The 24,739-nt window shown below is 73.0% G+C and carries 26 protein-coding genes; 20 read left to right on the top strand and 6 right to left on the bottom strand.

Going from position 1 to position 24,739, the window contains the following annotated elements:
- Nucleotides 1–5: 5 nt before the first annotated feature.
- The 8 genes from AC1MGR_RS04530 to cobJ are packed head-to-tail and all read left to right on the top strand — an operon-like array spanning nucleotide 6 to nucleotide 9,085.
- Entirely contained in the window at nucleotides 6–761 is a 756-nt protein-coding gene (locus tag AC1MGR_RS04530; RefSeq protein ID WP_108035414.1) for a CbtA family protein, read from the top strand.
- Entirely contained in the window at nucleotides 754–1,167 is a 414-nt protein-coding gene (locus AC1MGR_RS04525; RefSeq protein WP_480233799.1) for a DUF1636 family protein, read from the top strand. Before AC1MGR_RS04530 ends, AC1MGR_RS04525 begins: the two co-directional genes overlap by 8 nt.
- Nucleotides 1,164–2,198 carry a cobalamin biosynthesis protein CobW gene (gene cobW, locus AC1MGR_RS04520; protein WP_480233798.1) on the top strand — a complete coding sequence of 345 codons (1,035 nt, stop codon included), beginning with the start codon at nucleotides 1,164–1,166 and terminating at the stop codon, nucleotides 2,196–2,198. The genes AC1MGR_RS04525 and cobW overlap by 4 nt, the downstream gene beginning before the upstream one ends.
- 9 nt (nucleotides 2,199–2,207) lie before the next feature.
- Nucleotides 2,208–5,561 (top strand): cobaltochelatase subunit CobN, encoded by a 3,354-nt coding sequence (gene cobN / locus AC1MGR_RS04515; protein ID WP_480233797.1) that lies wholly within the window; start codon nucleotides 2,208–2,210, stop codon nucleotides 5,559–5,561.
- Nucleotides 5,558–6,898, top strand: coding sequence for a hypothetical protein (locus tag AC1MGR_RS04510; protein ID WP_480233796.1), 1,341 nt, complete (start codon nucleotides 5,558–5,560; stop codon nucleotides 6,896–6,898). The genes cobN and AC1MGR_RS04510 overlap by 4 nt, the downstream gene beginning before the upstream one ends.
- Nucleotides 6,895–7,527, top strand: a complete 633-nt coding sequence (locus AC1MGR_RS04505) for a precorrin-8X methylmutase (protein ID WP_108035419.1) — start codon at nucleotides 6,895–6,897, stop codon at nucleotides 7,525–7,527. Before AC1MGR_RS04510 ends, AC1MGR_RS04505 begins: the two co-directional genes overlap by 4 nt.
- Nucleotides 7,527–8,318, top strand: coding sequence for a precorrin-2 C(20)-methyltransferase (locus tag AC1MGR_RS04500; protein ID WP_480233795.1), 792 nt, complete (start codon nucleotides 7,527–7,529; stop codon nucleotides 8,316–8,318). Before AC1MGR_RS04505 ends, AC1MGR_RS04500 begins: the two co-directional genes overlap by 1 nt.
- The gene (cobJ, locus tag AC1MGR_RS04495; RefSeq protein ID WP_108035421.1) at nucleotides 8,315–9,085 is read left to right on the top strand and encodes a precorrin-3B C(17)-methyltransferase; all 771 of its coding nucleotides are present in this window, start codon (nucleotides 8,315–8,317) and stop codon (nucleotides 9,083–9,085) included. Before AC1MGR_RS04500 ends, cobJ begins: the two co-directional genes overlap by 4 nt.
- 20 nt (nucleotides 9,086–9,105) lie before the next feature.
- Here cobJ and AC1MGR_RS04490 read toward each other — a convergent pair whose 3' ends face one another.
- A complete protein-coding gene (locus AC1MGR_RS04490; protein ID WP_108035422.1) occupies nucleotides 9,106–9,837 on the bottom strand; it encodes a cobalt-precorrin-6A reductase in 732 nt (243 codons plus the stop codon).
- A 28-nt stretch (nucleotides 9,838–9,865) separates the two neighbouring features.
- On the opposite strand from AC1MGR_RS04490, the gene cbiE reads away from it, so the two are divergent.
- From cbiE to AC1MGR_RS04470, 4 genes are read left to right on the top strand one after another with little or no spacing between them, the layout of a single operon-like run.
- A complete protein-coding gene (gene cbiE, locus AC1MGR_RS04485) occupies nucleotides 9,866–11,104 on the top strand; it encodes a precorrin-6y C5,15-methyltransferase (decarboxylating) subunit CbiE (RefSeq protein WP_108035588.1) in 1,239 nt (412 codons plus the stop codon).
- Nucleotides 11,101–11,541, top strand: a complete 441-nt coding sequence (locus AC1MGR_RS04480) for a cobalamin biosynthesis protein (RefSeq protein WP_108035589.1) — start codon at nucleotides 11,101–11,103, stop codon at nucleotides 11,539–11,541. Before cbiE ends, AC1MGR_RS04480 begins: the two co-directional genes overlap by 4 nt.
- Nucleotides 11,538–12,335: a precorrin-4 C(11)-methyltransferase gene (gene cobM, locus AC1MGR_RS04475; protein WP_480233794.1), complete on the top strand. Its 798-nt coding sequence runs from the start codon at nucleotides 11,538–11,540 to the stop codon at nucleotides 12,333–12,335. The genes AC1MGR_RS04480 and cobM overlap by 4 nt, the downstream gene beginning before the upstream one ends.
- Entirely contained in the window at nucleotides 12,332–13,642 is a 1,311-nt protein-coding gene (locus AC1MGR_RS04470) for a cobyrinic acid a,c-diamide synthase CobB (RefSeq protein ID WP_480233793.1), read from the top strand. Before cobM ends, AC1MGR_RS04470 begins: the two co-directional genes overlap by 4 nt.
- 15 nt (nucleotides 13,643–13,657) lie before the next feature.
- On the opposite strand, the gene AC1MGR_RS04465 is transcribed toward AC1MGR_RS04470, so the two are convergent.
- Nucleotides 13,658–14,059 carry a helix-turn-helix domain-containing protein gene (locus tag AC1MGR_RS04465; RefSeq protein ID WP_108035425.1) on the bottom strand — a complete coding sequence of 134 codons (402 nt, stop codon included), beginning with the start codon at nucleotides 14,057–14,059 and terminating at the stop codon, nucleotides 13,658–13,660.
- A gap of 490 nt (nucleotides 14,060–14,549) precedes the next feature.
- On the opposite strand from AC1MGR_RS04465, the gene hmuQ reads away from it, so the two are divergent.
- Both hmuQ and AC1MGR_RS04455 read left to right on the top strand, forming a co-directional pair.
- Nucleotides 14,550–14,885, top strand: coding sequence for a heme-degrading protein HmuQ (hmuQ, locus tag AC1MGR_RS04460; RefSeq protein ID WP_108035426.1), 336 nt, complete (start codon nucleotides 14,550–14,552; stop codon nucleotides 14,883–14,885).
- Nucleotides 14,886–15,357: 472 nt separating this feature from the next.
- On the top strand, nucleotides 15,358–16,860 hold the full coding sequence (locus tag AC1MGR_RS04455; RefSeq protein WP_480233792.1) for an exopolysaccharide biosynthesis polyprenyl glycosylphosphotransferase: 1,503 nt from the start codon (nucleotides 15,358–15,360) through the stop codon (nucleotides 16,858–16,860).
- A 45-nt stretch (nucleotides 16,861–16,905) separates the two neighbouring features.
- On the opposite strand, the gene AC1MGR_RS04450 is transcribed toward AC1MGR_RS04455, so the two are convergent.
- Nucleotides 16,906–17,394: a Fur family transcriptional regulator gene (locus AC1MGR_RS04450; RefSeq protein ID WP_108035428.1), complete on the bottom strand. Its 489-nt coding sequence runs from the start codon at nucleotides 17,392–17,394 to the stop codon at nucleotides 16,906–16,908.
- Between the two features lie 149 nt (nucleotides 17,395–17,543).
- On the opposite strand from AC1MGR_RS04450, the gene AC1MGR_RS04445 reads away from it, so the two are divergent.
- Genes AC1MGR_RS04445 through AC1MGR_RS04435 form a run of 3 tightly spaced genes read left to right on the top strand, consistent with a single transcriptional unit; the run spans nucleotide 17,544 to nucleotide 19,444 of the window.
- On the top strand, nucleotides 17,544–17,675 hold the full coding sequence (locus AC1MGR_RS04445) for a hypothetical protein (RefSeq protein WP_480233791.1): 132 nt from the start codon (nucleotides 17,544–17,546) through the stop codon (nucleotides 17,673–17,675).
- Between the two features lie 9 nt (nucleotides 17,676–17,684).
- A complete protein-coding gene (locus AC1MGR_RS04440; protein ID WP_480233790.1) occupies nucleotides 17,685–18,581 on the top strand; it encodes a metal ABC transporter ATP-binding protein in 897 nt (298 codons plus the stop codon).
- A 38-nt stretch (nucleotides 18,582–18,619) separates the two neighbouring features.
- Nucleotides 18,620–19,444: a metal ABC transporter permease gene (locus AC1MGR_RS04435; protein WP_480234931.1), complete on the top strand. Its 825-nt coding sequence runs from the start codon at nucleotides 18,620–18,622 to the stop codon at nucleotides 19,442–19,444.
- A gap of 49 nt (nucleotides 19,445–19,493) precedes the next feature.
- Here the strand turns inward: AC1MGR_RS04435 and AC1MGR_RS04430 are convergent, their stop codons facing one another.
- Nucleotides 19,494–20,096: an exopolysaccharide biosynthesis protein gene (locus tag AC1MGR_RS04430; RefSeq protein ID WP_480233789.1), complete on the bottom strand. Its 603-nt coding sequence runs from the start codon at nucleotides 20,094–20,096 to the stop codon at nucleotides 19,494–19,496.
- A 335-nt stretch (nucleotides 20,097–20,431) separates the two neighbouring features.
- Between AC1MGR_RS04430 and bcsS the strand changes: the two genes are divergently transcribed.
- On the top strand, nucleotides 20,432–21,187 hold the full coding sequence (gene bcsS / locus AC1MGR_RS04425; RefSeq protein ID WP_480233788.1) for a cellulose biosynthesis protein BcsS: 756 nt from the start codon (nucleotides 20,432–20,434) through the stop codon (nucleotides 21,185–21,187).
- Here bcsS and AC1MGR_RS04420 read toward each other — a convergent pair.
- On the bottom strand, nucleotides 21,154–22,800 hold the full coding sequence (locus AC1MGR_RS04420; RefSeq protein WP_480234930.1) for a cryptochrome/photolyase family protein: 1,647 nt from the start codon (nucleotides 22,798–22,800) through the stop codon (nucleotides 21,154–21,156). The genes bcsS and AC1MGR_RS04420 overlap by 34 nt on opposite strands.
- A gap of 257 nt (nucleotides 22,801–23,057) precedes the next feature.
- Between AC1MGR_RS04420 and AC1MGR_RS04415 the strand changes: the two genes are divergently transcribed.
- Nucleotides 23,058–23,924 (top strand): formyltransferase family protein, encoded by an 867-nt coding sequence (locus AC1MGR_RS04415; RefSeq protein WP_480233787.1) that lies wholly within the window; start codon nucleotides 23,058–23,060, stop codon nucleotides 23,922–23,924.
- Nucleotides 23,925–23,973: 49 nt separating this feature from the next.
- The gene (locus tag AC1MGR_RS04410) at nucleotides 23,974–24,144 is read left to right on the top strand and encodes a DUF2256 domain-containing protein (RefSeq protein ID WP_480233786.1); all 171 of its coding nucleotides are present in this window, start codon (nucleotides 23,974–23,976) and stop codon (nucleotides 24,142–24,144) included.
- A gap of 4 nt (nucleotides 24,145–24,148) precedes the next feature.
- Here AC1MGR_RS04410 and AC1MGR_RS04405 read toward each other — a convergent pair whose 3' ends face one another.
- On the bottom strand, nucleotides 24,149–24,739 hold the full coding sequence (locus AC1MGR_RS04405; protein ID WP_480233785.1) for a nucleotidyltransferase family protein: 591 nt from the start codon (nucleotides 24,737–24,739) through the stop codon (nucleotides 24,149–24,151).

Genomic DNA, 24,739 nt, shown 5'->3' with positions numbered 1-24,739 from the left:
CTCCCATGATGATCCGGCTCGTGTCGGCGGCCCTGGTCGCCGGCTTCCTCGCGGCTGTCGTCGCGACGGGCCTGCAGCTCGCGCTCACCTCGCCGCTCATCATCGCGGCCGAGCGCTACGAGACGCAGGCCTCCGCCGCGCCCGTCCGGCCGATTCCCGCCTCGCTGATCGTACGGGTCCATGGCGGTCACGATCACGGCACCAAGGACCCCTCCGTGGCGGGCGGCGAGGTCGCGCCCGAATGGCAGCCCGGTCCCGGCCTGCCGCGCATGGCCTTCACGGCCCTGGCCACCCTCGTGGGTGGCGTGGGCTACGCGCTCCTGCTCGGGGCTGTGCTCCTCGCCTGCAACCGCGAGCCCAGTCCCGAGACGGGCCTGCGCTTCGCCATCGGGGGTTTCCTCGCGGTGGCGCTGGCCCCCGCCCTCGGCCTCGCGCCGGAACTGCCCGGCATGGAGGCCGCGCCCCTGGCCGACCGCCAATTCTGGTGGGTGATGACGGCCGTGGCCACCGCCGTGGGCCTTTACCTCATCGCGATCCGGCGGGCGCCGATCACCATCGCGGGCGGCATCGTGCTCCTCGTCGCGCCGCATCTCGCCGGCGCACCGGAGGCGAGCCACGCCGCCTCGAACCTGCCGGCCTCCTACGCCGCGCAGTTCGCCGCGCGCTCGCTGGGCATCGCCTTCGTGTTCTGGGCGGTGATCGGGCTCGCCTATGGCTGGGCCTGGGGCCTGTTCGGCCGGAAGCGGCCGTCCCATGCCTGAGGTCGAGATCGCGCTCGTCACGCTCTACGTCTGCGCCACCTGCCGGGCGGCCGGCGACACGTCCGAGCCCCGCGCCGGCGCCCGCCTGCTGGCCGCCCTCCAGGAAGCCGTGAACACCGGGGCCCACCCGGGCATCACGGTTGAGAGCGTCGAATGCCTCTCGGTCTGCAAGCGCCCCTGCACCGTGGCGGTCGCCTCGCAGGGACGCTGGACCTACATCTACGGCGACCTCGACCCGGTCGCCTCCGCCGGCACCATCCTGGACGGCGTTGCGCTCTATGCCGAGACGCCGGACGGCCTCGTGCCGTGGAAGGCGCGGCCCCAGGAATTCCGCAAGGGCGTCGTCGCCCGCATCCCGCCGTTTCCGCCGCTCGCGGCGCCCCGCACTACGGACGCCGCCGAATGACCCTCGTCGCCAAGATCCCCTGCACCATCGTCACCGGCTTCCTCGGGGCCGGCAAGACCACCCTGGTGCGCCACCTCGTGGAGAATGCCGGCGGGCGGCGCCTCGCCATCATCGTCAACGAGTTCGGCGATATCGGCTTCGACGGCTCGTTCCTGGCCGCCTGCGGCATCGAGGGCTGCGGCGACGAGGACATCGTCGAGCTCGCCAACGGCTGCATCTGCTGCACCGTGGCCGACGACTTCGTGCCGGCCCTGAACAAGCTCCTCGACCGGGCCGATCCGCCCGAGCACATCCTGATCGAGACCTCGGGCCTCGCCCTGCCGAAGCCCCTGGTCCAGGCCTTCCAGTGGCCGGCGATCCGCTCGCGGGTGACGGTGGACGGCGTGGTCGCGGTCATCGACGGTCCCGCCGTGGCCGCGGGCTTCTTCGCCGACGACCCGGCGGCCCTGGCCGCCCAGCGCGCCGACGACGCCAGCGTCGACCACGACAACCCCCTGGAAGAGGTGTTCGAGGACCAGCTCCTCTGCGCCGACCTCGTGGTGATGAACAAGACGGACCTCCTCGACGAGGCCGGGCGCGCCAAGGTCCGCGCCGAGGTCACCGAGCACCTGCCGCGCGCGGTGAAGATGGTGGAAGCCGAGCACGGCCGCCTCGACCCGCGCGTGATCCTGGGGATCCAGGCGGCGGCCGAGGACGATCTCGACGCTCGCCCCTCCCACCACGGCGACGGCGAGGACCACGACCACGACGATTTCGATTCGGTGGCGCTGCCGGTGGCGGCCACGGCCTCGGCCGAGGACTTGGCGCTGCGCGTGGCCCGCGCGGCCGAGACCGAGGGCGTGTTGCGGATCAAGGGCTTCGCCGAGGTGACCGGCAAGCCGATGCGCCTCGTGGTCCAGGGCGTCGGCGCCCGCATCGCCCATCATTACGACCGCCCCTGGACGTCCGGCGAGCCCCGCGACGGCCGCCTCGTGGTGATCGGCCTGAAGGGCTTCGACCAGGCCGCCGTCGCCGCCGCCCTGGCGGGATAAGCGCCCGCCATGCACCTGATCCGCATCGATACGGTCTCCCTCGACGAGGGCGAAGCCGCGATCGATCTCGGTCAGGCGCCGGGGGACATCGTCTTCCTGTCCTTCACGGATTCTGACCTGTTCGGCATGGCCGGCGCCTACGCGGCGGTGTTTCCACCGGCCTCGGCCGCGGCCCCGACCCTGCGCCTCGCCAAGCTCGCCAAGCTGCGCCACCCGATGTCGGTCGATCTCTACGTCGAGTCGGTCATCGCCCGGGCGCGGATCGTGGTGATCCGCTGCCTCGGCGGACTCGATTACTGGCGCTACGGCATCGAGCGTGCCAGCGCGGTCGCCCGCGCCGCCGGGGTGGCCCTGGTGCTGCTGCCGGGCGACGACCGGCCCGACCCGCGCCTCGACGCCTATGCGACGAAGCCGGACCTCGCCCCCGACTTCGATACCTATTTCCGAGCCGGCGGCGCGGCGAACCTGCGCCGCCTGATCGGGCGCATCGCCGCCGAGATCGGATATCCCGGGCCGGTCGAGCCGCCCCTGCCCCTGCCCCGGGGCTTCGTCTGCTGCCCGGGCTGCGGCCCCGTGGCGGAGGAGCAGGCCCGCGCCGCTGGACGGCCGTTCCAGACCGCCCCAGCCGAAGCGCCGCTGGCGCTGCTCGTGGTCTACCGGTCGAGCGTGCTCTCCGGCGACACCGCACCGATCGCCGCCCTCGGCGCCGCGCTCCAGGCCCGCGGGCTCGCGGTGCTGGCCGTGGCGGTGTCGAGCCTGAAGGACTCCGCCGCGACCGCCCCTCTGCGGGCCGCCATCGCCGCGCATCGGCCCGCCGTCGTCATCGCCGCCACCGCCTTCTCGGCCCGGGAGGATGCGGGTTTCGTCCTCGATGCCGCCGACTGCCCGGTCCTCCAGGCCTTCAGCATCGGCGCCGCGCGGGACGCCTGGACCGCCTCGGCCCGGGGCATGGGTGCGGCCGACCTCGCCATGCAGGTCGCCCTGCCGGAATTCGACGGGCGGCTTTCCGGGTTTCCGATCTCGTTCAAGGAGGAGGGTCCGGAAACCGAGGGCTTCGCCGAGCGCCGCGCCGTGCCGCATGCCGAAGGCATCGCGGCCCTGGCCGAGCGTGCCGCCGCCTGGGTCCGCCTCGCCCGCCTGCCCGCTTCCGGGCGCCGCCTCGCCCTGGTGCTCTCGGATTATCCCGCCCGCGGCGGCCGCGCGGGCTTCGCCGTCGGCCTCGACACGCCGGAGAGCGCACGCGCGATCGTCGCGGATCTGCGCCAAGCCGGCTACGGCGTCGGCGCGTTGCCGGAGGCCGATGCGCTGATGCGGGGGCTGACGCAGGGACCGCGGGACTTCGTAGTCGCCCTCGAGGCCTATCGCGACTGGCTCGGCACGCTGCCGGAGACCGCCCGCGCGGCCCTCGACGCCGCGTGGGGGCCGCCCGAGGCCGACCCGGCCTGCCGCGATGGAGCCTTCCGGTTCGCGAGCGTGGTGCCGGAGGGCGGGCAACTCGGCGTCTTCCTTCAGCCCGATCGCGGGCGGTCGCAGGACCGCAAGGCCGCCTATCACGACCCCGACGCGGTGCCGACCCACGCCTATCTGGCCTTCCATCTCGGGCTGCGCAGCCGGTTCGACGCCCTCGTCCACCTCGGAACCCACGGCACCACCGAGTGGCTGCCGGGCAAGGCCGTCGCCCTGTCGCCGGAATGCTGGCCGGCCCGTGCCGTCGGGGCGCTCCCGGTGGTCTATCCCTTCATCGTCGACGATCCGGGCGAGGCCGCGCCCCTGAAGCGGCGCCTCGGGGGCGTCGCCCTCGGCCACCTCACGCCGCAGACCGGCGTGACGGGGCTCGACCCCGACGCCGCCCGGCTGCGCGAGTTGGTGGAGGAATACTCCGCCGCCAACGTCCTCGACCCGCGCCGCGCCGCGATCCTGGCGCGCACCATCCTGGACGAGGCGCTGTCGGCCGGATTGCTCGCCGGGGCCGGGATCGACGCCGACACGCCGATGCCGGACGCGCTGGCGGCCCTCGACGCGCACCTCTGCGACCTCGGCGAGGTCACTGCCCGCGACGGGCTCCACGTCTTCGGCCGTGCCGACCCGGAAGCGCCCGCCGCGGTGGCGGCCTGCGCCGAGGGCGAGCGCCTCGGCCTGCTGCGCGCCCTCGACGGACGCTTCGTGGCGCCCGGTCCCGCCGGCTCGCCGTCGCGCGGGCGCACCGACGTGATGCCGACGGGGCGCAACCTCGCCACCCTCGACCCGCGCAGCCTGCCGACCCGGGCCGCCACCACCCTCGGGGCCAGGGCCGCCGACGCCGTGGTCCTGCGCTACCTGCAGGATGAGGGCGAGTACCCGGCCCGGATCGTCATGGACCTCTGGGCCTCGCCGACCCTGCGCACCGGCGGCGAGGACATCGCCCACGCCCTGGCGCTGATGGGCGTGCGCCCGGTCTGGGACCACGCCTCGACCCGGGTCACCGGCTTCGAGGTGCTGCCGCTGGCCCTCCTCGACCGGCCGCGCATCGACGTGACCGTGCGGGTCTCGGGCGCCTTTCGCGACACCTTCCCCGAGACCCTGTCGCTCCTCGCCCGCGCGGCCGCGGCGGTGGCCGCCCGCGACGAGGAGGACGACGAGAACCCCCTCGCCGCCGCCCGCCGCCGGGGCGAGGCGCCGGCCCGCGTCTACGGCGCGGCGCCCGGGCGCTACGGCGCGGGTGCGGGGGGCCTCGCCCTCGACGGTGCCTGGGACAGCCGCGACGATCTCGGGCGCGCCTATCTCGAAGCGACGTCCCACGCCTATGGCGGCACGTCGGATGCCGCGGATGCGGGCTTCGCCGCCCGAGTGGCCAGCGCCGACGCCTACGTGCACGCCTTCGACGTCGCCGAGCGCGACCTCCTTGACGGCGACGCCGCCGTGGAGGCGCTGGGCGGCTTCTCGGCCGCCGCCGCCCTGACCGGCGCCAGCCCCGCCCTCTACAGCCTCGACGTCGCCACGCCCGAGACCCCGAAGGCGCGCACCGCCCGCGAGGACGCCGCGCGCCTGATCCGGGGCCGCCTCGCCCATCCGCGCTGGATCGCGGCGCAGCTCCGGCACGGCTACCGCGGCGCCCAGGAACTGGCGCAGGGGGTCGACGCGGTGTTCGTCCTCGCCGCCACCACGGACGCGGTTTCCGACGCCGACCTCGACCGGCTCTACGGCGCGATGATCGCCGACCTCGAGACCTTCGAGACCCTGCGGGCGGCCAATCCGGAGGCGGCCCGCGCCATCCTCGAACGCTTCGACGAGGCGCGCCGGCGCGGCCTCTGGACCACCCGGCGCAACGCCATGGCGGCGGACGAGATGGCGGCCGACGAGCTGCTGCGCGAGGCGGCGGAATGACCGCGCCCCGCCGCGTCGCCCCGGAGGCGCCGAGCCGGCGCGGCTGGTGCCCGAGCCTCGCCCGGCCGATGCCCACCGGCGACGGCCTGCTCGCCCGCGTCCACCCGCCCCTCGGGCGCCTCTCCCCGGCCCAGGCCCGGGCGTTGGCAGCGGGAGCGCGCCGCTTCGGCAACGGCCATGTCGACGTCACCGCCCGGGCCAACCTGCAGATCCGCGGCGTCACCGAGACGACCCGCTGCGACCTCGCCGAGGCCCTGGCGGCCGTCGGGCTCGGGGATGTCCGCCACGATGGCGGCCCGCAGCGCCTGACCCTGACCACGCCGCTGGCCGGGCTCGACTCCGAAGCGGTCCCGGCCCTGGCCCAGGCCATCGAGGCGATCGGGCGGACGATCCCGGGCCTGCCGCCGAAGGCACTGGTCGCCGTCGAGTCGGCGGCCCACGGGATCACCCTCGGCACGGTGGAGGCCGACCTTCACGGCCTCGTCACCCGCGAGGGCCTGGCCCTGAGCCTCGCCGGCGACGCGGACTGGTGGCAGCTGCCCGAGGCTGCGGCGCCGACCATCGTGGAGGCGGCCCTGCGCCTGCTGGCGACGAGCGGGCAACGCCGGATGCGCGATGTCCCGGCCGCGGCCCGGGCGGAGACCCTGGCCCGCTTCGGCCTGCGACGCATCCCGGCCCCGGCCGAAGCGTCCGCCCCGAGCCCGGGCCTGCTGCCGCTGCCACTCCAGTCCTTCCCGGGCAGCTTGTCGCCCCGCTCCTCTCCCGCGATGGCGGACGGCCCCGTCGCCCTCCTGGTCGACGCGCCCTTCGGCCGCTGCACGGCCGACGCGCTCGACGCGCTCGCCGCCACGGCGGACGCCGTCGGCGGCGCGGACCTGCGCCTCTCGCCGACCCGCGGCTTCCTCCTCGTCTGCGCCGGGACCGGCGCCGCCGGGGCCGCGCGCGAAACCCTGGCCGGCGCCGGCTTCCTCACCGCAGCCGACGATCCGCGCGGGGCGGTGGCGGCCTGTCCCGGCGCGCCGGCCTGCGCGTCCGGCTCGACGCCGACCTTGCGCGACGCGGCCCGCCTGGCCGAGGCGTTCCGGCCCTTCGCGGCGCGGGGCCTGCGCGCCCATGTCTCGGGCTGCCCCAAGGGCTGCGCCCATCCGGGCGCCGCCGACCTCACCCTCGTTGGGCGGGACGGACAGTACGACGTGGTGCTGTCCGGGCGCCCCGATGCATTGCCGGCGACGCGCCTCCCTTTCGAGGCCGCGCTGGAGCGCGTAAGGAGGGCGGATTCGGCACATTCCCTCGCCCGGATCGTCCCAGAACACCCGCCAGGACCGCGACCGTCATGAGTTCCCGCCTCGACTACCTGCGTGACGGAGGGGCGATCTATGCCCGCTCCTTCGCGATGATCCGGGCCGAGGCCGATCTCGCGCGCTTCCAGGGCACTGCCGAGCGGGTCGTGGTGCGGATGATCCATGCCTGCGGCATGACCGACCTGCCGCGCGACGTGGAGGCCTCGCCCGACTTCGCGGAGGCCGGCGAGGCGGCCCTGAAGGCCGGCGCGCCGATCCTGTGCGACGTCCGCATGGTCGCCGACGGCGTCACGCGGGCCCGGCTGCCCGCCGACAACCGGGTGATCTGCACCCTGAGCGATCCGCGCGTGCCGGAGCTCGCCCGCACCATGAACACCACCCGCTCGGCCGCCGCCATGGAGCTCTGGCGCGAGCACCTGCCCGGCAGCGTCGTCGCCGTGGGCAACGCCCCGACCTCGCTGTTCCGCCTGCTCGAACTCCTCGACGAGGGCGTGCCGCCGCCGGCCGCCGTCATCGGCATCCCGGTGGGCTTCGTCGGCGCCGCCGAATCGAAGGAAGCGCTCGCCCGCGACGGCCGCGTGCCCTTCATCGTGGTCCATGGCCGGCGGGGCGGCAGCGCCATGACGGCCGCGGCCGTCAACGCGCTCGCGCAAGAGATCGAGTGATGGAGTCCGGCGAGCGCCTTCCCCCCGAGGTGGCGGAGCGGACCGAGGTCCCACGCGCGGTGACCACCGGCACCCTGTACGGCGTCGGCATGGGCCCGGGCGAGCCGGACTACCTCACCGTCCGCGCCATGCGGGTGCTGGAGCGGGCCCCGGTGCTGGTGCATTTCTGCAAGAAGGGCCGGCGCGGCAACGCCCGGACCATCGCGGACGCCGTGCTCGCCGCCGAGCCGGCGCGCGAGTGCCCGCTGGTCTACCCCTACACCACCGAGCTCCACCCCGAGCACCCGGACTACGTCGCGGCGCTCGCCGCCTTCTACGACGACGCGGCCGGACGCCTCGCCGACCATCTCGGCGCGGGCCGGGACGTCGCCATCCTGTCGGAGGGCGACCCGTTCTTCTACGGCTCGTTCATGCACCTGTGGCGGCGCCTGAAGGATCGCTTCCCCGTCGAAGTCGTGCCCGGCGTCACCGGCATGTCGGGCTGCTGGACCCGGGCCGGCACCCCGATCACCTGGGGCGACGACGTGCTGACCGTGCTGCCCGCCACCCTGCCGCACGCCGCCCTGGTGGAGCGCCTGCGCGCCACCGACGCCGCCGTACTGATGAAGCTCGGCCGGCACCTGCCGAAGGTGCGGGCGGCGCTGGCCGAGGCCGGCGTGCTGGAGCGGGCGGTCTATGTCGAGCGCGGCACCATGGCGGGCGAGCGGGTGATCGCCCTCAAGGACAAGCCCGACGACGACGCACCCTACTTCTCGATGGTGCTCCTGCCCGGCGAGGGACGCCGGCCGTGAGCGGTCCCGTCCCGGGGTCCGTCACCATCGTCGGCCTCGGCCCCGGCGACCCGCGCCTGCTGACGGCGGCGGCCCAGGAGGCCCTGGCGCAGGCGCAGGACCTCATCGGCTACATTCCCTACGTCGCCCGCGTGCCCGAGCGGCCGGGGCTCGTCCGCCACGCCAGCGACAACCGGGTCGAGGTCGACCGGGCCCGCCACGCCCTCGAACTCGCCGCCTCCGGCCGGCGAGTCGCGGTGGTCTCGGGCGGCGATCCCGGCGTGTTCGCCATGGCGGCGGCGGTGTTCGAGGCGGTGGAGGCCGGCGATCCGGCCTGGGCCCGGCTCCCCATCACGGTGGAGCCCGGCATCACCGCCATGCTGGCGGCGGCCGCCCGCCTCGGCGCGCCGCTGGGCGGTGATTTCTGCGCGATGTCGCTCTCGGACAACCTCAAGCCCTGGGAGGTCATCACCGCCCGGCTGGAGGCGGTGCTGCGGGCGGATTTCGTGATCTCCCTCTACAACCCGATCTCCTCGGCCCGGCCCTGGCAGCTCGGCAGGGCCCTGGACCTCGCCGCCGAGATCCGGCGCGGCGACACACCGGTGATCTTCGCCCGCGCGGTCTCACGGCCCGACGAGGCGATCCGCGTGCTCACCCTCGACCAGGCCCGCACGACCACGGCCGACATGGCCACGATGGTGATCATCGGCGCCTCGGCCACCCGCCTGATCCCGCGCGGCGCGGCGACGCCCTTCGTCTACACGCCGCGCAGCGTCCCGGCGGCGTGATGCGCGGGTCGGCGCAGGCTTCAGAGCGCGGCGATCCCCGCGAGGGCCGCCGCGGCGTCCGGCACGCTCGACACGTCCGGTTTCTCCGGGCGGTCGACCATCACGACCGGCAGGCCCAGCGCCCGCGCGGCGGCGATCTTGCCGTAGGTGGCGCTGCCCCCGGAATTCTTGCTGACCAGGATCTCGATCGCCCCCTCGGCCAGGAACGCCGCCTCGGCGCCTTCGTCGAACGGACCGCGGGCCTGGATGGACGTCAGCCGCGGCACCGGCAGGACGATGTCCTCGATGGCCCGCACGACGTAGTCGTGCTGCGGCGCGCCGGCGAAGGCCGCGACCTCCTGCCGGCCGATGGTGAGGAAGACCCGGCGCGGTTCGGGGCCGAGCGCCCGGGCGGCGGCGGCCATGTCGGGCACGTCCGTCCAGCGGTCGCCGGCCACCCGCGTCCAGGCCGGACGGCGGATCGCCAGCAGGCGCGTCCCGGTCCGGGCGCAGGCCTCGGCGGCGTTGGCGCTCATCCGGGCCGCGAAGGGATGCGTGGCGTCGACCACGAGGTCGGTGCGGTCCTCGGCCAGCCAGGCAGCCAGGCCCGCCGCGCCGCCGAACCCGCCGATCCGCGTCGGTACGGGCTCCGCCTTCGGCTGGCTGGTGCGGCCGGCGAGCGACAGGGTGATGGCGTCGCGGCGACCCATGGCCAGGAGCCCGCGCACCAGGGCACTCGCCTCGCCGGTGCCGCCCAGGATCAGTATCCGCATGCTCCCCCCACCCTCGGGGCCGTTCTCCATGACCGGTGACAGCCTGTCCACCGCCCCGCCGGCCGCCCCCTGGCTCACCATCGTGGGCATCGGCGAGGATGGCCGCGCCGGCTTGAGCCCCGCCGCCGCCGCAGCCCTCGACGGCGCGCGCCTCGTCTACGGCGGACGTCGGCACCTTGCCCTGGCCGCGCCGCTGGCCGCCGAGACGCAGGTCTGGCCGAGCCCGATCGCTGATGCCTATCCGGGCCTCCTGGCCCGGCGCGGGACACCGACCTGCATCCTGGCGACCGGCGATCCGTTCCATTACGGCATCGGCGCCGAGATCGCCCGCCTCGTCCCGGCCGAAGAGATGCGGGTCTTCTCCCAGCCCTCCGCCTTCAGCCTCGCGGGTGCCCGCCTCGGCTGGCCCCTGGCGGAGACGGGCTGCCTCACCCTGCACGGCCGGGCGCTGCCCCGGCTGATCCCGCATCTCCAGCCCGGCGCCCGCCTCCTGGTCCTGACCTGGGACGAGACCACCCCGGCGGCGGTTGCCGCACTCCTGGCCGAGCGCGGCCTTGGTGCGTCCCGCCTCACCGTCCTGGAGGCCATGGGCGGCCCGCGCGAGCGCCGGCGCAGCGCGACCGCCGAGCGCTTCGACCTCACCGGCATCGACCCGCTCAACACCCTCGGCATCGAGGTCGTCGGTCCGCCCACGGCGCAGGTCGTCACCTTGAGCCCCGGCCTCGACGACGCCTGGTTCGACCATGACGGCCAGCTGACCAAAGCCGACATCCGGGCGGTGACGCTGGCGGCCCTGCGCCCCCGCGCCGGCCAGACCCTGTGGGACATCGGCGCCGGCGCTGGCTCGATCTCCATCGAGTGGATGCTGCGCCATCCGAGCCTCCGGGCGATCGCCGTCGAGGGCAACCCGGCCCGGGCCGCCCGCATCGCCCGCAACGCGGCCCGCCTCGGCGTACCGGACCTGCGGGTGGTGGAGGGATCGGCCCCCGCGGCCCTGGCCGGCCTGCCGGCCCCCGACACCGTCTTCATCGGCGGCGGCGTCACCGCGCCGGGCGTCCTCGACGCCGCCATCGCCGCCCTGAATCCGGGCGGGCGCCTCGTCGCCAACGTGGTGACCCTGGAGGGCGAGGCTGTGCTGCTGGCGGCCTTCGCGCGGCGCGGCGGCAGCCTCAAGCGCCTGACCGTCGCCCACGCGGATCCGGTCGGGCACCTGCACGGCTGGCGCGGAGCGATGCCGGTGACGCAATGGGCCTGGGTGAAGGCATGACGCCGGAGGGTCCGGCGCCGGCCGAGCCCGTCGGAGCCGACTGCGTCGCCGGGATCGGGTTTCGCCACGCGACCGCGCCGGCCGAGATCCTCGCCTTGGTCGCGCAGGCCTGCGCCGCCGCCGGCCTGCCGCTGACCCGCCTCGCCCGCCTCGCCACCGCCGCCGACCGGGCCGGGGAGCCGGCGATCCGCGCGGTCGCCGAGACCCTCGGCCGCCCTCTGGACGCCGTCCCGCCCGAGGCGCTGATCGCCGTGGATGCCGCGGTCCCCACCCGCTCGCACCGGATCGAGGCCTCGCGCCGGGTCGGGTCGGTGGCGGAGGCCGCAGCCCTCGCCGCCGCCGGCCCGGGTGCGACGCTGCTGCTGCGGCGAATCGCCAGTGCCGGGGCAACCTGCGCCCTTGCGCTTCGCGCACAATCCGTCACGCAGGAGCCATGACCGTCCACTTCATCGGCGCCGGCCCGGGCGCCGCCGACCTCATCACCGTCCGTGGCCGCGACCTCATCGCGCGCTGCCCCGTCTGCCTGCATGCCGGGTCCCTGGTGGCACCCGAGATCCTGGGCTGGTGTCCGCCGGGCGCCCGCATCGTCGACACGGCGCCCCTCGACCTCGACGCCATCGTGGCCGAGTGCGCGGCCGCCCACGCGGCAGGCCAGGACGTGGCCCGCCTGCACTCGGGCGACCTCTCGATCTGGAGCGCGCTGGCCGAGCAGACCCGCCGCCTGACCCAGGCCGGGATCCCCTTCACGGTGACGCCGGGCGTGCCCTCCTTCGCGGCCGCCGCCGCGCTCCTGCAGCGCGAACTCACCGTGCCGGGCCTCGCCCAGTCCGTGATCCTCACCCGCACCTCGGGGCGCGCCAGCGCCATGCCGGAGCGCGAGACCCTGGCGGCCTTCGCGGCCACCGGGGCCACCCTCGCCCTGCATCTCTCGATCCATGTGATCGACGCGGTGGCGGCCGAGCTGACGCCGTTCTACGGCGCGGATTGCCCCGTCGCGGTGGTGTTCCGGGCCACCTGGCCCGACGAGCGGGTGCTCACCGGAACCCTGGCGACGATGGCCGGCCAGGTGGCCGAGGCCGGCCTGGAGCGCACGGCGCTCATCCTGGTCGGCCCCGCCCTCGACCCGGCGGAGTTCCGGGAGAGCGCCCTCTACGCTCCCGGTTACGACCGGCGTTTCAGGCCGACGGGCGAGACCGTGCTGGGCGAACGTGCGGACGGAGACCGGCGTTGAGCGTGCCCGGCCTCCTCGTCGCCGCCCCGCGCTCCAGCTCGGGCAAGACCACCGTGACCCTGGCGCTGATGCGCGCGCTGGCCCGGCGCGGCCTCGCCGTGCGCGGCGCCAAGTGCGGGCCGGACTACATCGACCCGGCCTTCCACCAAGCGGCCACCGGGCATCCGAGCTTCAACCTCGACAGCTTCGCCATGCCGGAGCCGATGCTCGACGCGGTGGCGGCCCTCTCGGCCACGGGCGCCGACCTCGTCATCGCCGAGGGCTCGATGGGGCTGTTCGACGGCATCGTGGCGCCGGAGGGGCGCACGGGCGCCAACGCCGACATCGCCGCGCGCTACGGCTGGCCGGTGATCCTCGTCCTCGACGTCTCCGGCGCCGCGCAATCGGCCGCCGCCCTCGCCCTCGGCTGCCGGGCCTACGATCCGCGCATCCGCATCGCCGGGGTGATCCTCAACAAGGTCGCGAGCGCCCGCCACCGCCGTCTCGTGGAGACGGGCCTGAGCCGGATCGGCATGCCGGTGCTCGGTGCGCTGATGCGGGATGCGAGCCTCGTGCTGCCGGAGCGCCATCTCGGCCTCGTCCAGGCCCGCGAGACCAACGACCTCGAGGCGCGGCTCGACCGGCTCGCCGACCTCGCCGAGGCCGGCCTCGACCTCGACGCGATCCGGGCGGTCGCCGCCGGCGCGGCCCCTGCCCCGGGCAGCGGCCTCCTGCCCCGGCCGCCGGGCCAGCGCATCGCCATCGCGTCGGATGCGGCCTTCTCGTTCCTGTATCCGCACATGGCGGCGGGCTGGCGGGCCGCGGGCGCCGAACTCGTGCCCTTCTCGCCCCTCGCCGACGAGCCGCCCCCGGCCGATTGCGATGCCGGCTGGCTGCCCGGCGGCTATCCCGAGCTCCATGCCGGCGCCCTGGCGCAGGCCAGTCGCTTCCTCGACGGATTACGGGATTTCGCGCGGGGAAAGCCGGTGCACGGGGAGTGCGGCGGCTACATGGTCCTGGGCGAGAGCCTGGAGGACGCGCAGGGCGTCACGCACGCCATGGCGGGCCTGCTGCCGGTGGCGACCTCCTACAAGACCCGCCGCCTGCACCTGGGCTACCGGGTCGCGACGCTGCTGGCCGAGGGCCCCCTCGGGGGGGCGGGCGCACGCCTCGTCGGGCACGAGTTCCACTATGCCAGCGAAACGAGTGCGCCGCCGATGCCCGAGACGGGGCTCGCGGCGGTGACCGACGCGGAGGGCGTGCCCCTCGGCCTCGCCGGACACCGGCGCGGCTCCGTCACGGGCAGCTTCTTTCACTGGATCGGTTAGGGGCTCGGCGAGCCCCTAGCTGGCGGCGGCGGGCTCGGGGGCCTGCTTGCCCATCTTCGCGGCCGTCCGCACGATGGCGAGCACGTCGCGGCGCAGCTGGTCGTCCTCGATGAGCGCGTAGGCGCGCAGCAGCTCGATGGCCCCTTGCGCGCTGAGGAAGCCGAAGACGTCGGACTGGGTGCCGCCGACCTCGTCCTCCTCGAAGAAGGCCGAGACCGGAACCTCGAGGAGACGGGCGATCTCGCGCAGGCGGCCGGCGCCGACGCGGTTCTGACCCTTCTCGTACTTCTGGACCTGTTGGAAGGTCACGCCCACGGCGGTCCCGAGCGCGGTCTGGCTCAGGCCGCGCGCCTTGCGCAAAGCGGTGATCCTCAATCCGACGAGGCGATCGACGTCGGTAGTCTGCTTAGGCATCATCTCTCGATTCAGTCCCTATAGAAATTTTCAGCCCCCGCCCGGACCAGCCCCGGGGACGATGAGGTTGGAGCGCTTTCGTACGAAGGCGTGCAGGATTCCTTAAGTTCATTCGCCCCGAAACCAAGGCAGTGGATCAAGGATTGAACGTGGCGTTAGAGACTATCCTTGTCTGCAGTCGAACGCCACTAGATGTTTACTCCGCATGAGCATCGGAGGTGACCGTTCTGACAGCTTGACCACAAAGCTGGCACGGATTGCAAGCGTGACGTTATAACCGTGCCTCACGAGTTTCGCTGCACTGCGAACGCACCGACGGATCCGAATGCCTGCCAGACCCCGAATGGCCCGGCTCTCATCATGCATTCCACGCGCGGCCCATGCACGGTCGGGCGCGACGCATCCGCCGCACCGGATGGCTTTCAAGCCCCGACGCCCCAGGTTTAAGGTGTCGCACGGGATCGTCCGAGACGCCGAAAAACCCAGGTGGATCATGTATATCGCAATGAATCGCTTCAAAGTCGTCAAGGACGCGACAGAAGACTTCGAGCAGGTTTGGCTCGGCCGCGACAGTCATCTCGGCGAGATGCCGGGCTTCGTGGAGTTCCATCTCCTGCGCGGTCCCGAAGCGGAGGACCACGTCCTCTATGCCTCGCACACCATCTGGTCGTCGAAGGCGGATTTCGAGGCCTGGACCCGGTCGGAGCAGTTCCGGAAAGCCCATGGCCGCGTGCCGTCGACCAAGCCCCTCTACCTGGGCCACCCGCAATTCGAGGGGTTCGAGACGATCCAGACCGTCGCACGGCCCGATTCGGACGCCGTCGCCTGATTCGAGCGTGCACCTCGCGTCTCCCGCGAGGCTGACCGGTACGAACAAAATCGACCCGGTGTGATGCGGCCCGGGTCGAGACCCCATAGACCCTCCTGAGGCGCGATCGGGCCGGGAGCCTCGGGAGGCCCGGGACCGGGATCGCCGCGTTCGAGACCCGTCGCTCCGGGCCGAACGGAAATCCGTGCGCAACCCTATTTGCCGGACCGACGTTGTGGGGCGGTGCGCGGGACCGGCCGGATCTGCACGATCCCGGGACGGCGCCTGAAGGGCCAGCGAGAAGAGCTCCCTTTCGAAACACCCTGTCGAAGTCGCGGCGCTGTCGCGGACGAGACCCCGCGCCGCGCCGTCGGAACAGAGCAACGGACTTCAGGCCCGTGTCTTGCACCGATACTCTCGGCATCCATGACTGATTCGTGATCTGGTTCAGTCTCGGACAGTCTCTGCATCAGGACGGGATAGAGCGCTCCAGATGTTTCATGACCGAATTCCCGCCGCTCTCGAGAAGCTTCCGGTGTTTCGTGCCCGTCACGATGTCTGGATGGCGCTTCTCCCGCGACGCAGCCGCGCCGCGTTTCGGATCGGGCTCTCGGCCGCGACCGCCCTCGCCGATATCCTCGTCATCGTCGGCGTCGCCGCGGGAGTCGACGTCGCCTACCGGACGGCCTTCGACGGCACCGGGCCGGTGGCGGGTCACAGCGGCAGCTTCGAGCTCGCCGCCCTGGTCGCCCTGTTCGTGCTGCTGACGAACCTCGTCCGCGAGGACTACAACGTCGAGACCCTGCTCGCCCGCCGGCCGCACCTGCGGCGGGCGGCGACGGTCTGGATCGGGGCCTGGGCCATCGTGCTGCTGATCGGCTTCGCCACGAAGACCACGCACGAGTATTCGCGCCTCGTGTCCCTGGGGATGTTCGCCAGCGGGCTCCCGGCGATGCTGCTGGCCCGCGCGACGATGCTGCGCTTCGTCCGCAGCGCGGCGACGCCGACATCGGGCAACACCAACCGGATCCATCTCGTCGGCTACGAGGAGGATATCGCCCGCTTCTATGCCCACAACGACCCCGAGGCCCTGGGCCTGCGGGTGATCGGCACGAGCTATCTGCGCCCGCTCGACCCGGCCGGCGACGCCGCCGCCCGGCAGGCCCAGATGTCGGAGGATCTCGATCTCGCGGTCTCCGTGGTGCGCTTCCTGCGCCCGGACGACGTGTTCATCCTTCTGCCCTGGTCGGACGCATCGGAGATCGAGCGCTGCATCGACGCCTTCCTGCGGGTGCCGGCGGCGCTTCACCTCCGCCCCGGCTCGGTGATGGATCGCTTTCCCGACCTCGCCCTCGCCCGGGTCGGCCGCCTCTCGGGCATCAATATCGGGCGTCGCCCGCTCCAGGCCGGCGAGCTGTTCCTGAAGCGCAGCCTGGACCTGACCCTCGCCCTGGTGGCCCTGGTGCTGCTGAGCCCGCTCTTCCTGGTGGTGGCGGCGCTGATCAAGCTGGACAGCCCGGGCCCGGTCTTCTTCCGGCAGAGGCGCTACGGCTTCAACCAGCAGCCCTTCGGCGTCTTCAAGTTCCGCAGCATGAAGGCCGAGCGCGAGGTGGGCTTCAAGCAGGCGACCCGCAACGACAGCCGGATCACGCCGATCGGCCGGGTGCTGCGGCGCTCGAACATCGACGAACTGCCCCAGCTCATCAACGTGGTGCTCGGGGAGATGTCCCTGGTGGGGCCGCGCCCCCATGCCCTGGCGCATGACCGCAGCTTCGAGAACCGCATCGCCCTCTACGCACGGCGCCACAACGTGATGCCGGGCATCACCGGATGGGCGCAGGTGAACGGACTCCGTGGCGAAACCCTCACCGATCTCGACATGGAGCGGCGGGTCCAGCACGACCTGCATTACATCGACAACTGGTCGATCTGGTTCGATCTGCGGATCATGGTCATGACCGTGTTCTCGCCGCGCGCCTACAAGAACGCGTGCTGAGCCACAACGGCCACTGAGCGACGGGCCGCGCCACGGCGCGGCCGTTCAATCGGCGGCGGACCGGCCGAGGCAGGCGCCGCACTCGCCCTCGACCTCGAGGATGCGGCTCGTCGGCTTGAAGCCGGCCTTGGCCAGGGTGCGGCCGAGCTGATCCTCCACTTCCGGGGAGGTGGTCTCGTCGATGGTGCCGCAGTTCCGGCAGATCAGGAAGACGAGGCCGGCGCCCTCCGTATGGGTGTGGCCGCAGGACACGAAGGCGTTGCGGCTGGCGATCCGGTGCACGAGCCCGTGCTCGGTGAGGAAATCCAGGGCGCGGTAGACCGAGACCGCCGCCACGCGCCGTCCCGGCTCGCTCAGGGCCTCGGCGATGTCGTAGGCGCCCATCGGCCGGGTCTGACCCGCCACGGCCGCCAGCACGTCGCGACGCAGGCGGGTGAATTGCAGGTCGCGCTCCCGGCACAGGCGCTCCGCCCGGGCGATCGCTTCCTCCGCCCCGCCGCAACCGTGGTCATGCGTCGCCGCATGGTCGTGCATGATCTGCCCCGTGAACCCGGCCCGTTGAACTGCCCGAGTGTTACAGTGTATCACCGCCAACATAAGCCGGCGCTCCCGTTCGGGCAAATGATCCATCCGTGACCCAAGCCTTGCCGTGACCCAAGCCTTGCCGTGACCCGAGCCCCGACGTGACCCGAGACCCGCGCCCCCCTGCCGCCCTCCCGCGCTCGCTGTTCCAGGCCGGCGCATCCCTGCGCTTCGCGGTGGCGCTCGTCCTGGCGCTCCTGCTCTGGGCCGCCATCCTGTGGGCCTCCCGATGAGTGGTGATCATGAGCTGTGATCTGCCCGGCGCCATCACGCTCCATGGGCTGACCCTGGGCTACGACCGCCACCCGGCGGTCCATCACCTCGACGGAGTCATCCCGCGCGGGGCCCTCCTCGCCCTGGTCGGGCCGAACGGGGCCGGCAAGTCGACCCTCCTGAAGGGCATCGTCGGCGAGATCCCGTGCCTCGAGGGCCGGATCGCCCGCCCGGGCCTCGACGACGCCATCGCCTACCTGCCGCAGGCCGCGGAGATCGATCGCAGTTTCCCCCTCAGCGTCCTCGATCTCGTGGCCATGGGCCTGTGGCGGCGCCTCGGCCCCTGGCGGAGCGCGCGCCGGCATCGGGCGACGCTGCTGGACGCCCTCGCCGCCGTCGGCCTCGCCGGATTCGAGGCGCGCCTGATCGGCACCCTCTCGGGCGGCCAGTTCCAGCGGGCGCTGTTCGCGCGCCTGATCGTGCAGGAGGCCCGCGTCCTCCTCCTCGACGAGCCGTTCACGGGGGTCGACGGACGCACCACGGCCGACCTCCTCGCCCTGGTCCGCGCGTGGCACGCCCAGGGACGCACCATCGTGGCCGCCCTCCACGATCTCGGACAGGTGCGGAGCCACTTCCCGGACACGCTCCTGCTGGCGCGGGAGGGGGTCGCCTGGGGCCCGACCGAGCGGGTGCTCACGCCCCAGAACCTCGCCCATGCCCAGAGCCTGTCGGAGGCCTGGGACGAGGATGCCGCGGTCTGCGGCCGGCACGAGGCGCCGGGCCCCTCCCACGACCACGACCACGACCACAGCCATGGCCAAAGTCAGGGCCAAAGTCAGAGCCACGAGCGCGGCTCCGATGGGCGCCACGCACATCCGCAGGCCCACCTCCACGGGGCGGCGCGCGACAGGGGGCACGCCGCGTGATCGACCTCCTGTTCGGACCCTTCCTCGAATTCGGCTTCATGCGCCGGGCCCTGGTCGGCTGCCTCGCCCTGTCGCTCTCGGCCCCGCCCGTCGGCGTGTTCCTGATGCTGCGGCGCATGAGCCTGATGAGCGACGCCATGAGCCACGCGATCCTGCCCGGAGCCGCGGTCGGCTTCCTCGTGGCGGGACTGTCCCTGCCGGCCATGACCCTGGGCGGCCTCGTGGCCGGCCTCGCGGTGGCGCTGATGGCGGGGCTCGTCACTCGCTCCACCGTGATCAAGGAGGATGCGAGCCTCGCGGCCTTCTACCTGATCTCGCTGGCCGGCGGCGTCCTGCTGGTCTCCCTGCGCGGCTCGCAGATCGACCTGCTGCACATCCTGTTCGGCAGCGTCCTCGCCCTCGACGACCCGGCCCTCTGGCTCCTGGGCGGCATCGCCACCGTGACGCTGTTCGGACTGGCGGCGATCTACCGGCCCCTGGTGATGGAATGCGTCGATCCGCTGTTCCTGCGCACGGTCAGCCGGGCGGGCGGCCCGGTGCACTACGCCTTTCTCGGCCTCGTGGTGATGAACCTCGTCGGCGGCTTCCAGGCCCTCGGGACGCTGCTGGCGGTGGGGCTGATGCTGCTGCCGGCCATCACGGCGCGGTTCTGGGCGGCGGACCTGTCGGGCCTGATCCCGGTCTCGGTGCTGATCGCGATGCTGTCGAGCGTGGTCGGGCTCAGCGTGTCCTACCAGGCCGATCTCCCGACCGGGCCCGCGATCGTGCTCGCGGCGGGCGGCTTCTACCTGGTCTCGATGCTGATCGGACCCCGGGGCGGCCTGGTCCGCCGGCTGGTGCGGGCGCGCCATCTCGAAGCCTGACGGGCCGAAGAGCTGCCCCGTGCGAGGCCGCCCTCAGCGCGGTCGCCGGTCAGAGATTGAACAGGCTCATGAGGCCGGAGATGATCGCGTAGACGAAGCCGGCGTTGAGAAGGACGCCCACGGCACCGATGGCGAGGCCGCCCAGAACCACGACGCCGTCACGCTCGACGAGGCCGAGGCCGACGAGGCAGATGGCGAGGCCGAGGGGGATCTGCCCCACGATCGGCGCGGCCACGATCAGGGCCAGCGACAGGGTAAGCAGGATGAGGCCGACGCCGCGCATGCCGAGGGCGGTCTCGAACAGGCTCATGCGGGGGCGCGACCAGTGCTCGAGGCGGCGCAGCAGCGGCACGGCCCGGTTGGCGGCCCGCTCGACGTCGCTGCGGGCGACGGAGCGCCGCAGCAGCGCGCGGGGCAGCCACGGCGAGGCCATGCCGGCCGTGATCTGGATCGCCACCAGCAGCAGCAGCAGGCCGCAGACCAGGGGGATCGGCGGCGGCATCGGCAGGCAATTGGGCAATCCGAGAATCACGATGAGGAGCGCGAAGGCGCGATCCTTCAGGACGGCGACGATGTCACCGACCGTCAGCCGTTCCCCTTCCTGCTCGGCGAGCACGGTGAGAACCTCGGAAGTTCTGGCAGCTGGTGACAAGAAAGCTCGGCCATTGGCGACGGTCCTGAGCCGGGCTGTAGCCGAGATGGACGCCGAGGCCAAGCGGCGCATCCGCGCGCCGGCGACGCGCCGAAATGTGCACCGTCAGCAGCTCCGTTGCTCATAGAAATCGATTCGGCACGAGTTCATCAATCTCAGGTTGTGATCGATCTTACAGTTCTCAATGAGGTATTTTGATCAGGCTTTGTTCTCTTTCCAATGCCCCGAACGCAACCACAACTGCGTAAATTCTATGATAAATAAATCTTTAAATTGATTTCAAAGTCCAGCGCCACGACAGTCGAGCCGTCATCGGGGTCGAACGTGGGACGCCTGTGAGAGCGACGGCCACAGCCATCTTCGAGAGCAGGCGGACGGGCGGGCTCTTCGTCGTACCGGCCGCCGGCTCAGCCGTCCTCATCGGCATGCTGGCCTTTCCGGTCTCGCAGGCCTCGGCCGCCTCTCCGATCCCCGAAACGTCGCCGGCCTCGCTCCTGTTGTTCGGGAGCCTGGAGGCGAGCCCCTCCGTCTTCGTCACCACCGGGGCGAAGCTGGCCCTGGACCGGCTCGACCGGGAGGGATTCGTGGCCCTGGGGAGCCTCGGCGGCCAGCGCCGCAGCGAGGGGGACGTCACGCGCGGGACCGCGACCGGCGCGGTCGTGCTCGGCTACCAGTGGTTTCGCGACTGGGGCGTCGTGGCCGCCTATGCGGGTCCGGAGGGTGCGATGGAGGTGGTGTCGGGCTGCGGCTGCGTGCGGGCCCCGCCGCTCCGCTTGGGCTTGCGCCTCCACGGCGAGGTCTGGGCCCATCCCACCGACGCGACCCTGTTCACCGCCACGCTGGTCACCGGCACCGCCCGCATGAGCGCCTGGGGCCGCCTCGCCTGGGGCACGCGGCACTGGGGGGCCTATCTCGGACCCGAGATCGCCCTCTACGGGGACGAGACCGGCTACCGGAAATGGAATCTCGGCCTGCACGCGACGGACTTCACCCTCGGCCCCGTCAGCCTGCGCCTCTCGGCCGGGCTGCAACTCGCCAGCGATCAGGACCCCGGCCCCTACCTCAGCCTCGCCGTCTGGACGCCCTGGTAGCCGGGTCCCGGACCGGGCGGCGGGGCCGGTTCGGGCCGGGGCGTCGCCAGGGCGAGGGTTCCCTGGCCGGCCGGGCCGGCCGTCGGCGCGGCGTCGAGGCCGTCGAGGAAGCGCGCCGCGTCGTCACGGATCGCCGCCCGCTTCGTCGGGTCCATGCGCGCGAGGGTGCGGTAGGGCATGGCGAGGCGCGGATTGTCCGCCAGGCGCTCCGCGTGCCGGAGGAGGAAATCCCAGTAGAGATAGTTGAACGGGCAGGCCGAGGGGCCGGTCTTCTTGGCCACGTCGTAGGCGCAGCCCCGGCAGTAATCCGACATGCGGTTGATGTAGGCGCCCGAAGCCGCGTAGGGCTTCGAGCCCATCACCCCGCCATCGGCCCAGAGCACCATGCCGTGGACGTTGGGCAGCTCGACCCACTCGTAGGCATCGGCGTAGACCACGAGGTACCATTCCTCCACCTGCTCGGGCGCCAGGCCGGCGAGGAGGGCGAAGTTGCCCGTCACCATCAGGCGCTGGATGTGATGGGCGTAGGCGTGCCTGCGGGTGGCGCCGATGCACTGCGCCAGGCAGTTCATCGCGGTCTCGCCGGACCAGTAGAACCACGGCAGGTCGCGGGTGGCCGCGAGGGCGTTCGACGCCGCGTAGTCCGGCATCCGGGCCCAGTACAGGCCCCGCACGTATTCGCGCCAGCCGAGGATCTGGCGGATGAAGCCCTCGACGCAATGAAGCGGGGCCTCGCCCGCGCGGTAGACGCGCTCCGCCGCGCGGCAGACCTCCTCGGGGGTGAGGAGCCCGGCGTTCAGCGCCGCTCCGATCAGGGCGTGGTACAGGAACGGCGCATCCGTGCGCATCGCGTCCTGGTAGTCGCCGAAGGCCGGCAGGCCGACGGCGAGGAAGTGCTTGAAGGCCGTGATGGCCTCGGCCCGGGTGACCGGCCAGGCGAAGGCGTCGGTCTCGCCGAAATGATCGCCGAACTCGGCCTCCACCAGGGCGATGACCTCCCGGGTCACGGCATCGGGCGGGAAGCCGACCCGCTCGGGCACGACGTGGCCCTTCGGCAGGCCCTTGCGGTTCTCGGGGTCGAAGTTCCAGCGGCCCCCGGTCGGCTCGGCCCCCTCCATCAGCAGGCCGGTGCGGCGGCGCATGCCGCGGTAGAACGTCTCCATGCGCAGGCTCCGCCGGTCGCCGGCCCAGGCGGCGAAGTCGGCGCGGGGACAGAGGAAGCGGTTGTCGTCGCGAATCTCCACGGGCGGCCCGAGATCGGCCCGCCAGCCCTGCATCATCTCCCAGACCCGCCACTCGCCGGGCTCGGTGACCACGACCCGGTCGACCGCGTGGCGCGCGACCGCGCGTTCCAGCTCGCCGGTGAAGCGGCCGGTGTTGCCCGGGGCATCGAGGCGAACGTAGTCGACCGTGATGCCCTCCGCCTCCAGCTCCGCCGCGAAGTGGCGCATCGCCGAGAACAGGAAGGCGATCTTCTGCTTGTGATGCCGCACGTAGGTGGCCTCGGCCCGCACCTCGACCATCAGGACGACGTCGTGGTCCGGATCGAGGTCGGTGAGGGTGGCGATGCGGCGGGTGAGCTGGTCGCCGAGGAGGAAGCGGAGCGTGCGGATGGAAATCAGCCCTCGACCTGCGAGAAAACCTCCCGAAGACTGTGCCGAAAACCCTGCCGGGCGTTCCACTCCGGGCGCCGGCCGGGCGCAGGCACGCCCGCGTCGTCGGTGACGATGTCCCGCCTCATGTCCGCGCCCCCGTCATGCCCGCTCCCAATTCGCGTCCGATGGGGTAGGTATGGCGGGTGCCGGGGACGGGGAGCCGTCCCCACGCGGGATCGACCGATCCGTGACGTCGCAGGACCGTCGGGAGCTTCATGAAGTTCGCCTTTGCCGGAATCGATTTCCTCGGCGGCGTGTTCGAGGCCCTGATCGGGGCGGGCTGGACGCCGATCAAGCTGTTCACCCGGCCCTGCGACGGGATCTACGACCACAACGAGGCGGTGGTGACCCAGGCCCGCCGCCACCGCGTGCCGATCCAGATCTCGCGGATGCGACCGGAGGACCTCGCCGGGCTCGCGGAGACGCAGGGCCGGGACTGGGCCCTGGTGGTGGCGGGCTATCCCTGGCTGATCCGGGGCTGGCGGGGCCAAGCCGCCTACGCGCTCAACTTCCACCCCTCCCCGCTTCCCCAGGGCCGCGGGCCCTACCCGCTGTTCAAGGCGATCAGCGACGCACAGCCCGAGTGGGGCGTCACCGCCCACGTCCTCGCCGAGGACGGCTTCGACACCGGCGACATCCTGGCCCAGGAGCGCTTTCCCCTCGCCGCCCTGGAATCGCACGAGACCCTGCTCGCCAAGTGCCAGATGGCGGCGCGCCGCATCGCCGCCGGCCCCATCGCCCGGGACCTACCCGCCCTCTGGCGAACGCCCGCCCCCCAGGGCACCGGCTCCTACTGGCCGCGGGTGACGGATGCGGACCGCACCCTCGACTTCCGCTCCGAGGTCGAGGCGATCCTGCGCCGGGTCCGGGCCTTCGGCACGATCGAGACGATCGCCCGGGTCGGCGAATCCCGGGTCTACGTGGCGGCGGCCGAGGGCTGGCGCGAGGCGCATCGGCATGCGCCCGGGACGGTGGTGCAGCGCTACCGCCGCCACGTCGTCATCGCCGCCCGCGACGGCTACATCCAGCTCAACCGCTGGAGCCCGGTCCCGGCCAGCGAGGCCGGGCAGCTCGGGCGATAGGCCGCCCTATATCGGAGCGACCTGTCCACGAAAGCGTCGAGCAGATCCCATGGCGCGGATGCGCAAGAAGGCCGACCTGCCCACCAAGGTCTGCGTCCAGTGCGGCAAGCCGTTCGCCTGGCGCAAGAAGTGGGAGCGGGTGTGGGACGAGGTCCGCTACTGCTCGGACCGCTGCCGGGCCGAGGCCAAGCGCGCGCCCGCCCTGGCAGCGCAGGACTGAACCTTCACCGGAGGGCCGCGAGGCCGTCGGGCGTGTCGACGTCCAGGCTGACGCCCGCATCCATCGGGCATTCGAGCACGTCGGCGCGTCCGGCGAGCAGGCGTCCGGCGCCCTGGTCGCCCGAAAGGCCGGCGAGGGCGGGCGCCAGGAGCCGCAGGTTCAGGAGGACCGGGTTGCCGCGCCGGCCCGCATGGATCGGCACGACGGCCGAGGGCGCCGGGTCCGCCCGGCGGAAGGCGTCGGCCAGCTCCGTGAGGTGGCGGGCGCTCACCCGCGGCATGTCGCTGAGGAGCACGATCGCGCCGCCGACCGTCGCCGGCAGGGCTGCGAGGCCGGCCTGCAGCGAGGTGGCGAGGCCGTCGGCATAGGCCGGGTTCACGACCCGGACGAGGTCGAGCCCGTCCAGGGCGGCGCCGACCCGCTCGGCATGGGCGCCGAGCACCGCAACCACCGGGCCGAGCCCGGAGGCGAGCGCGGCCTCCGCGGCGTGGCGCACCAGGGGCCTCCCGGCCAGCGGCTGCAGCAGCTTCGGCTCCGCGCCGAAGCGCGTCCCACGCCCCGCCGCCAGGAGGATGAGTCCCAGTTCAGGCAGCAT

The organism is Methylobacterium sp. BI1, assembly GCF_056680125.1.
This window is presented reverse-complemented; position numbering and strand designations above follow the sequence as displayed.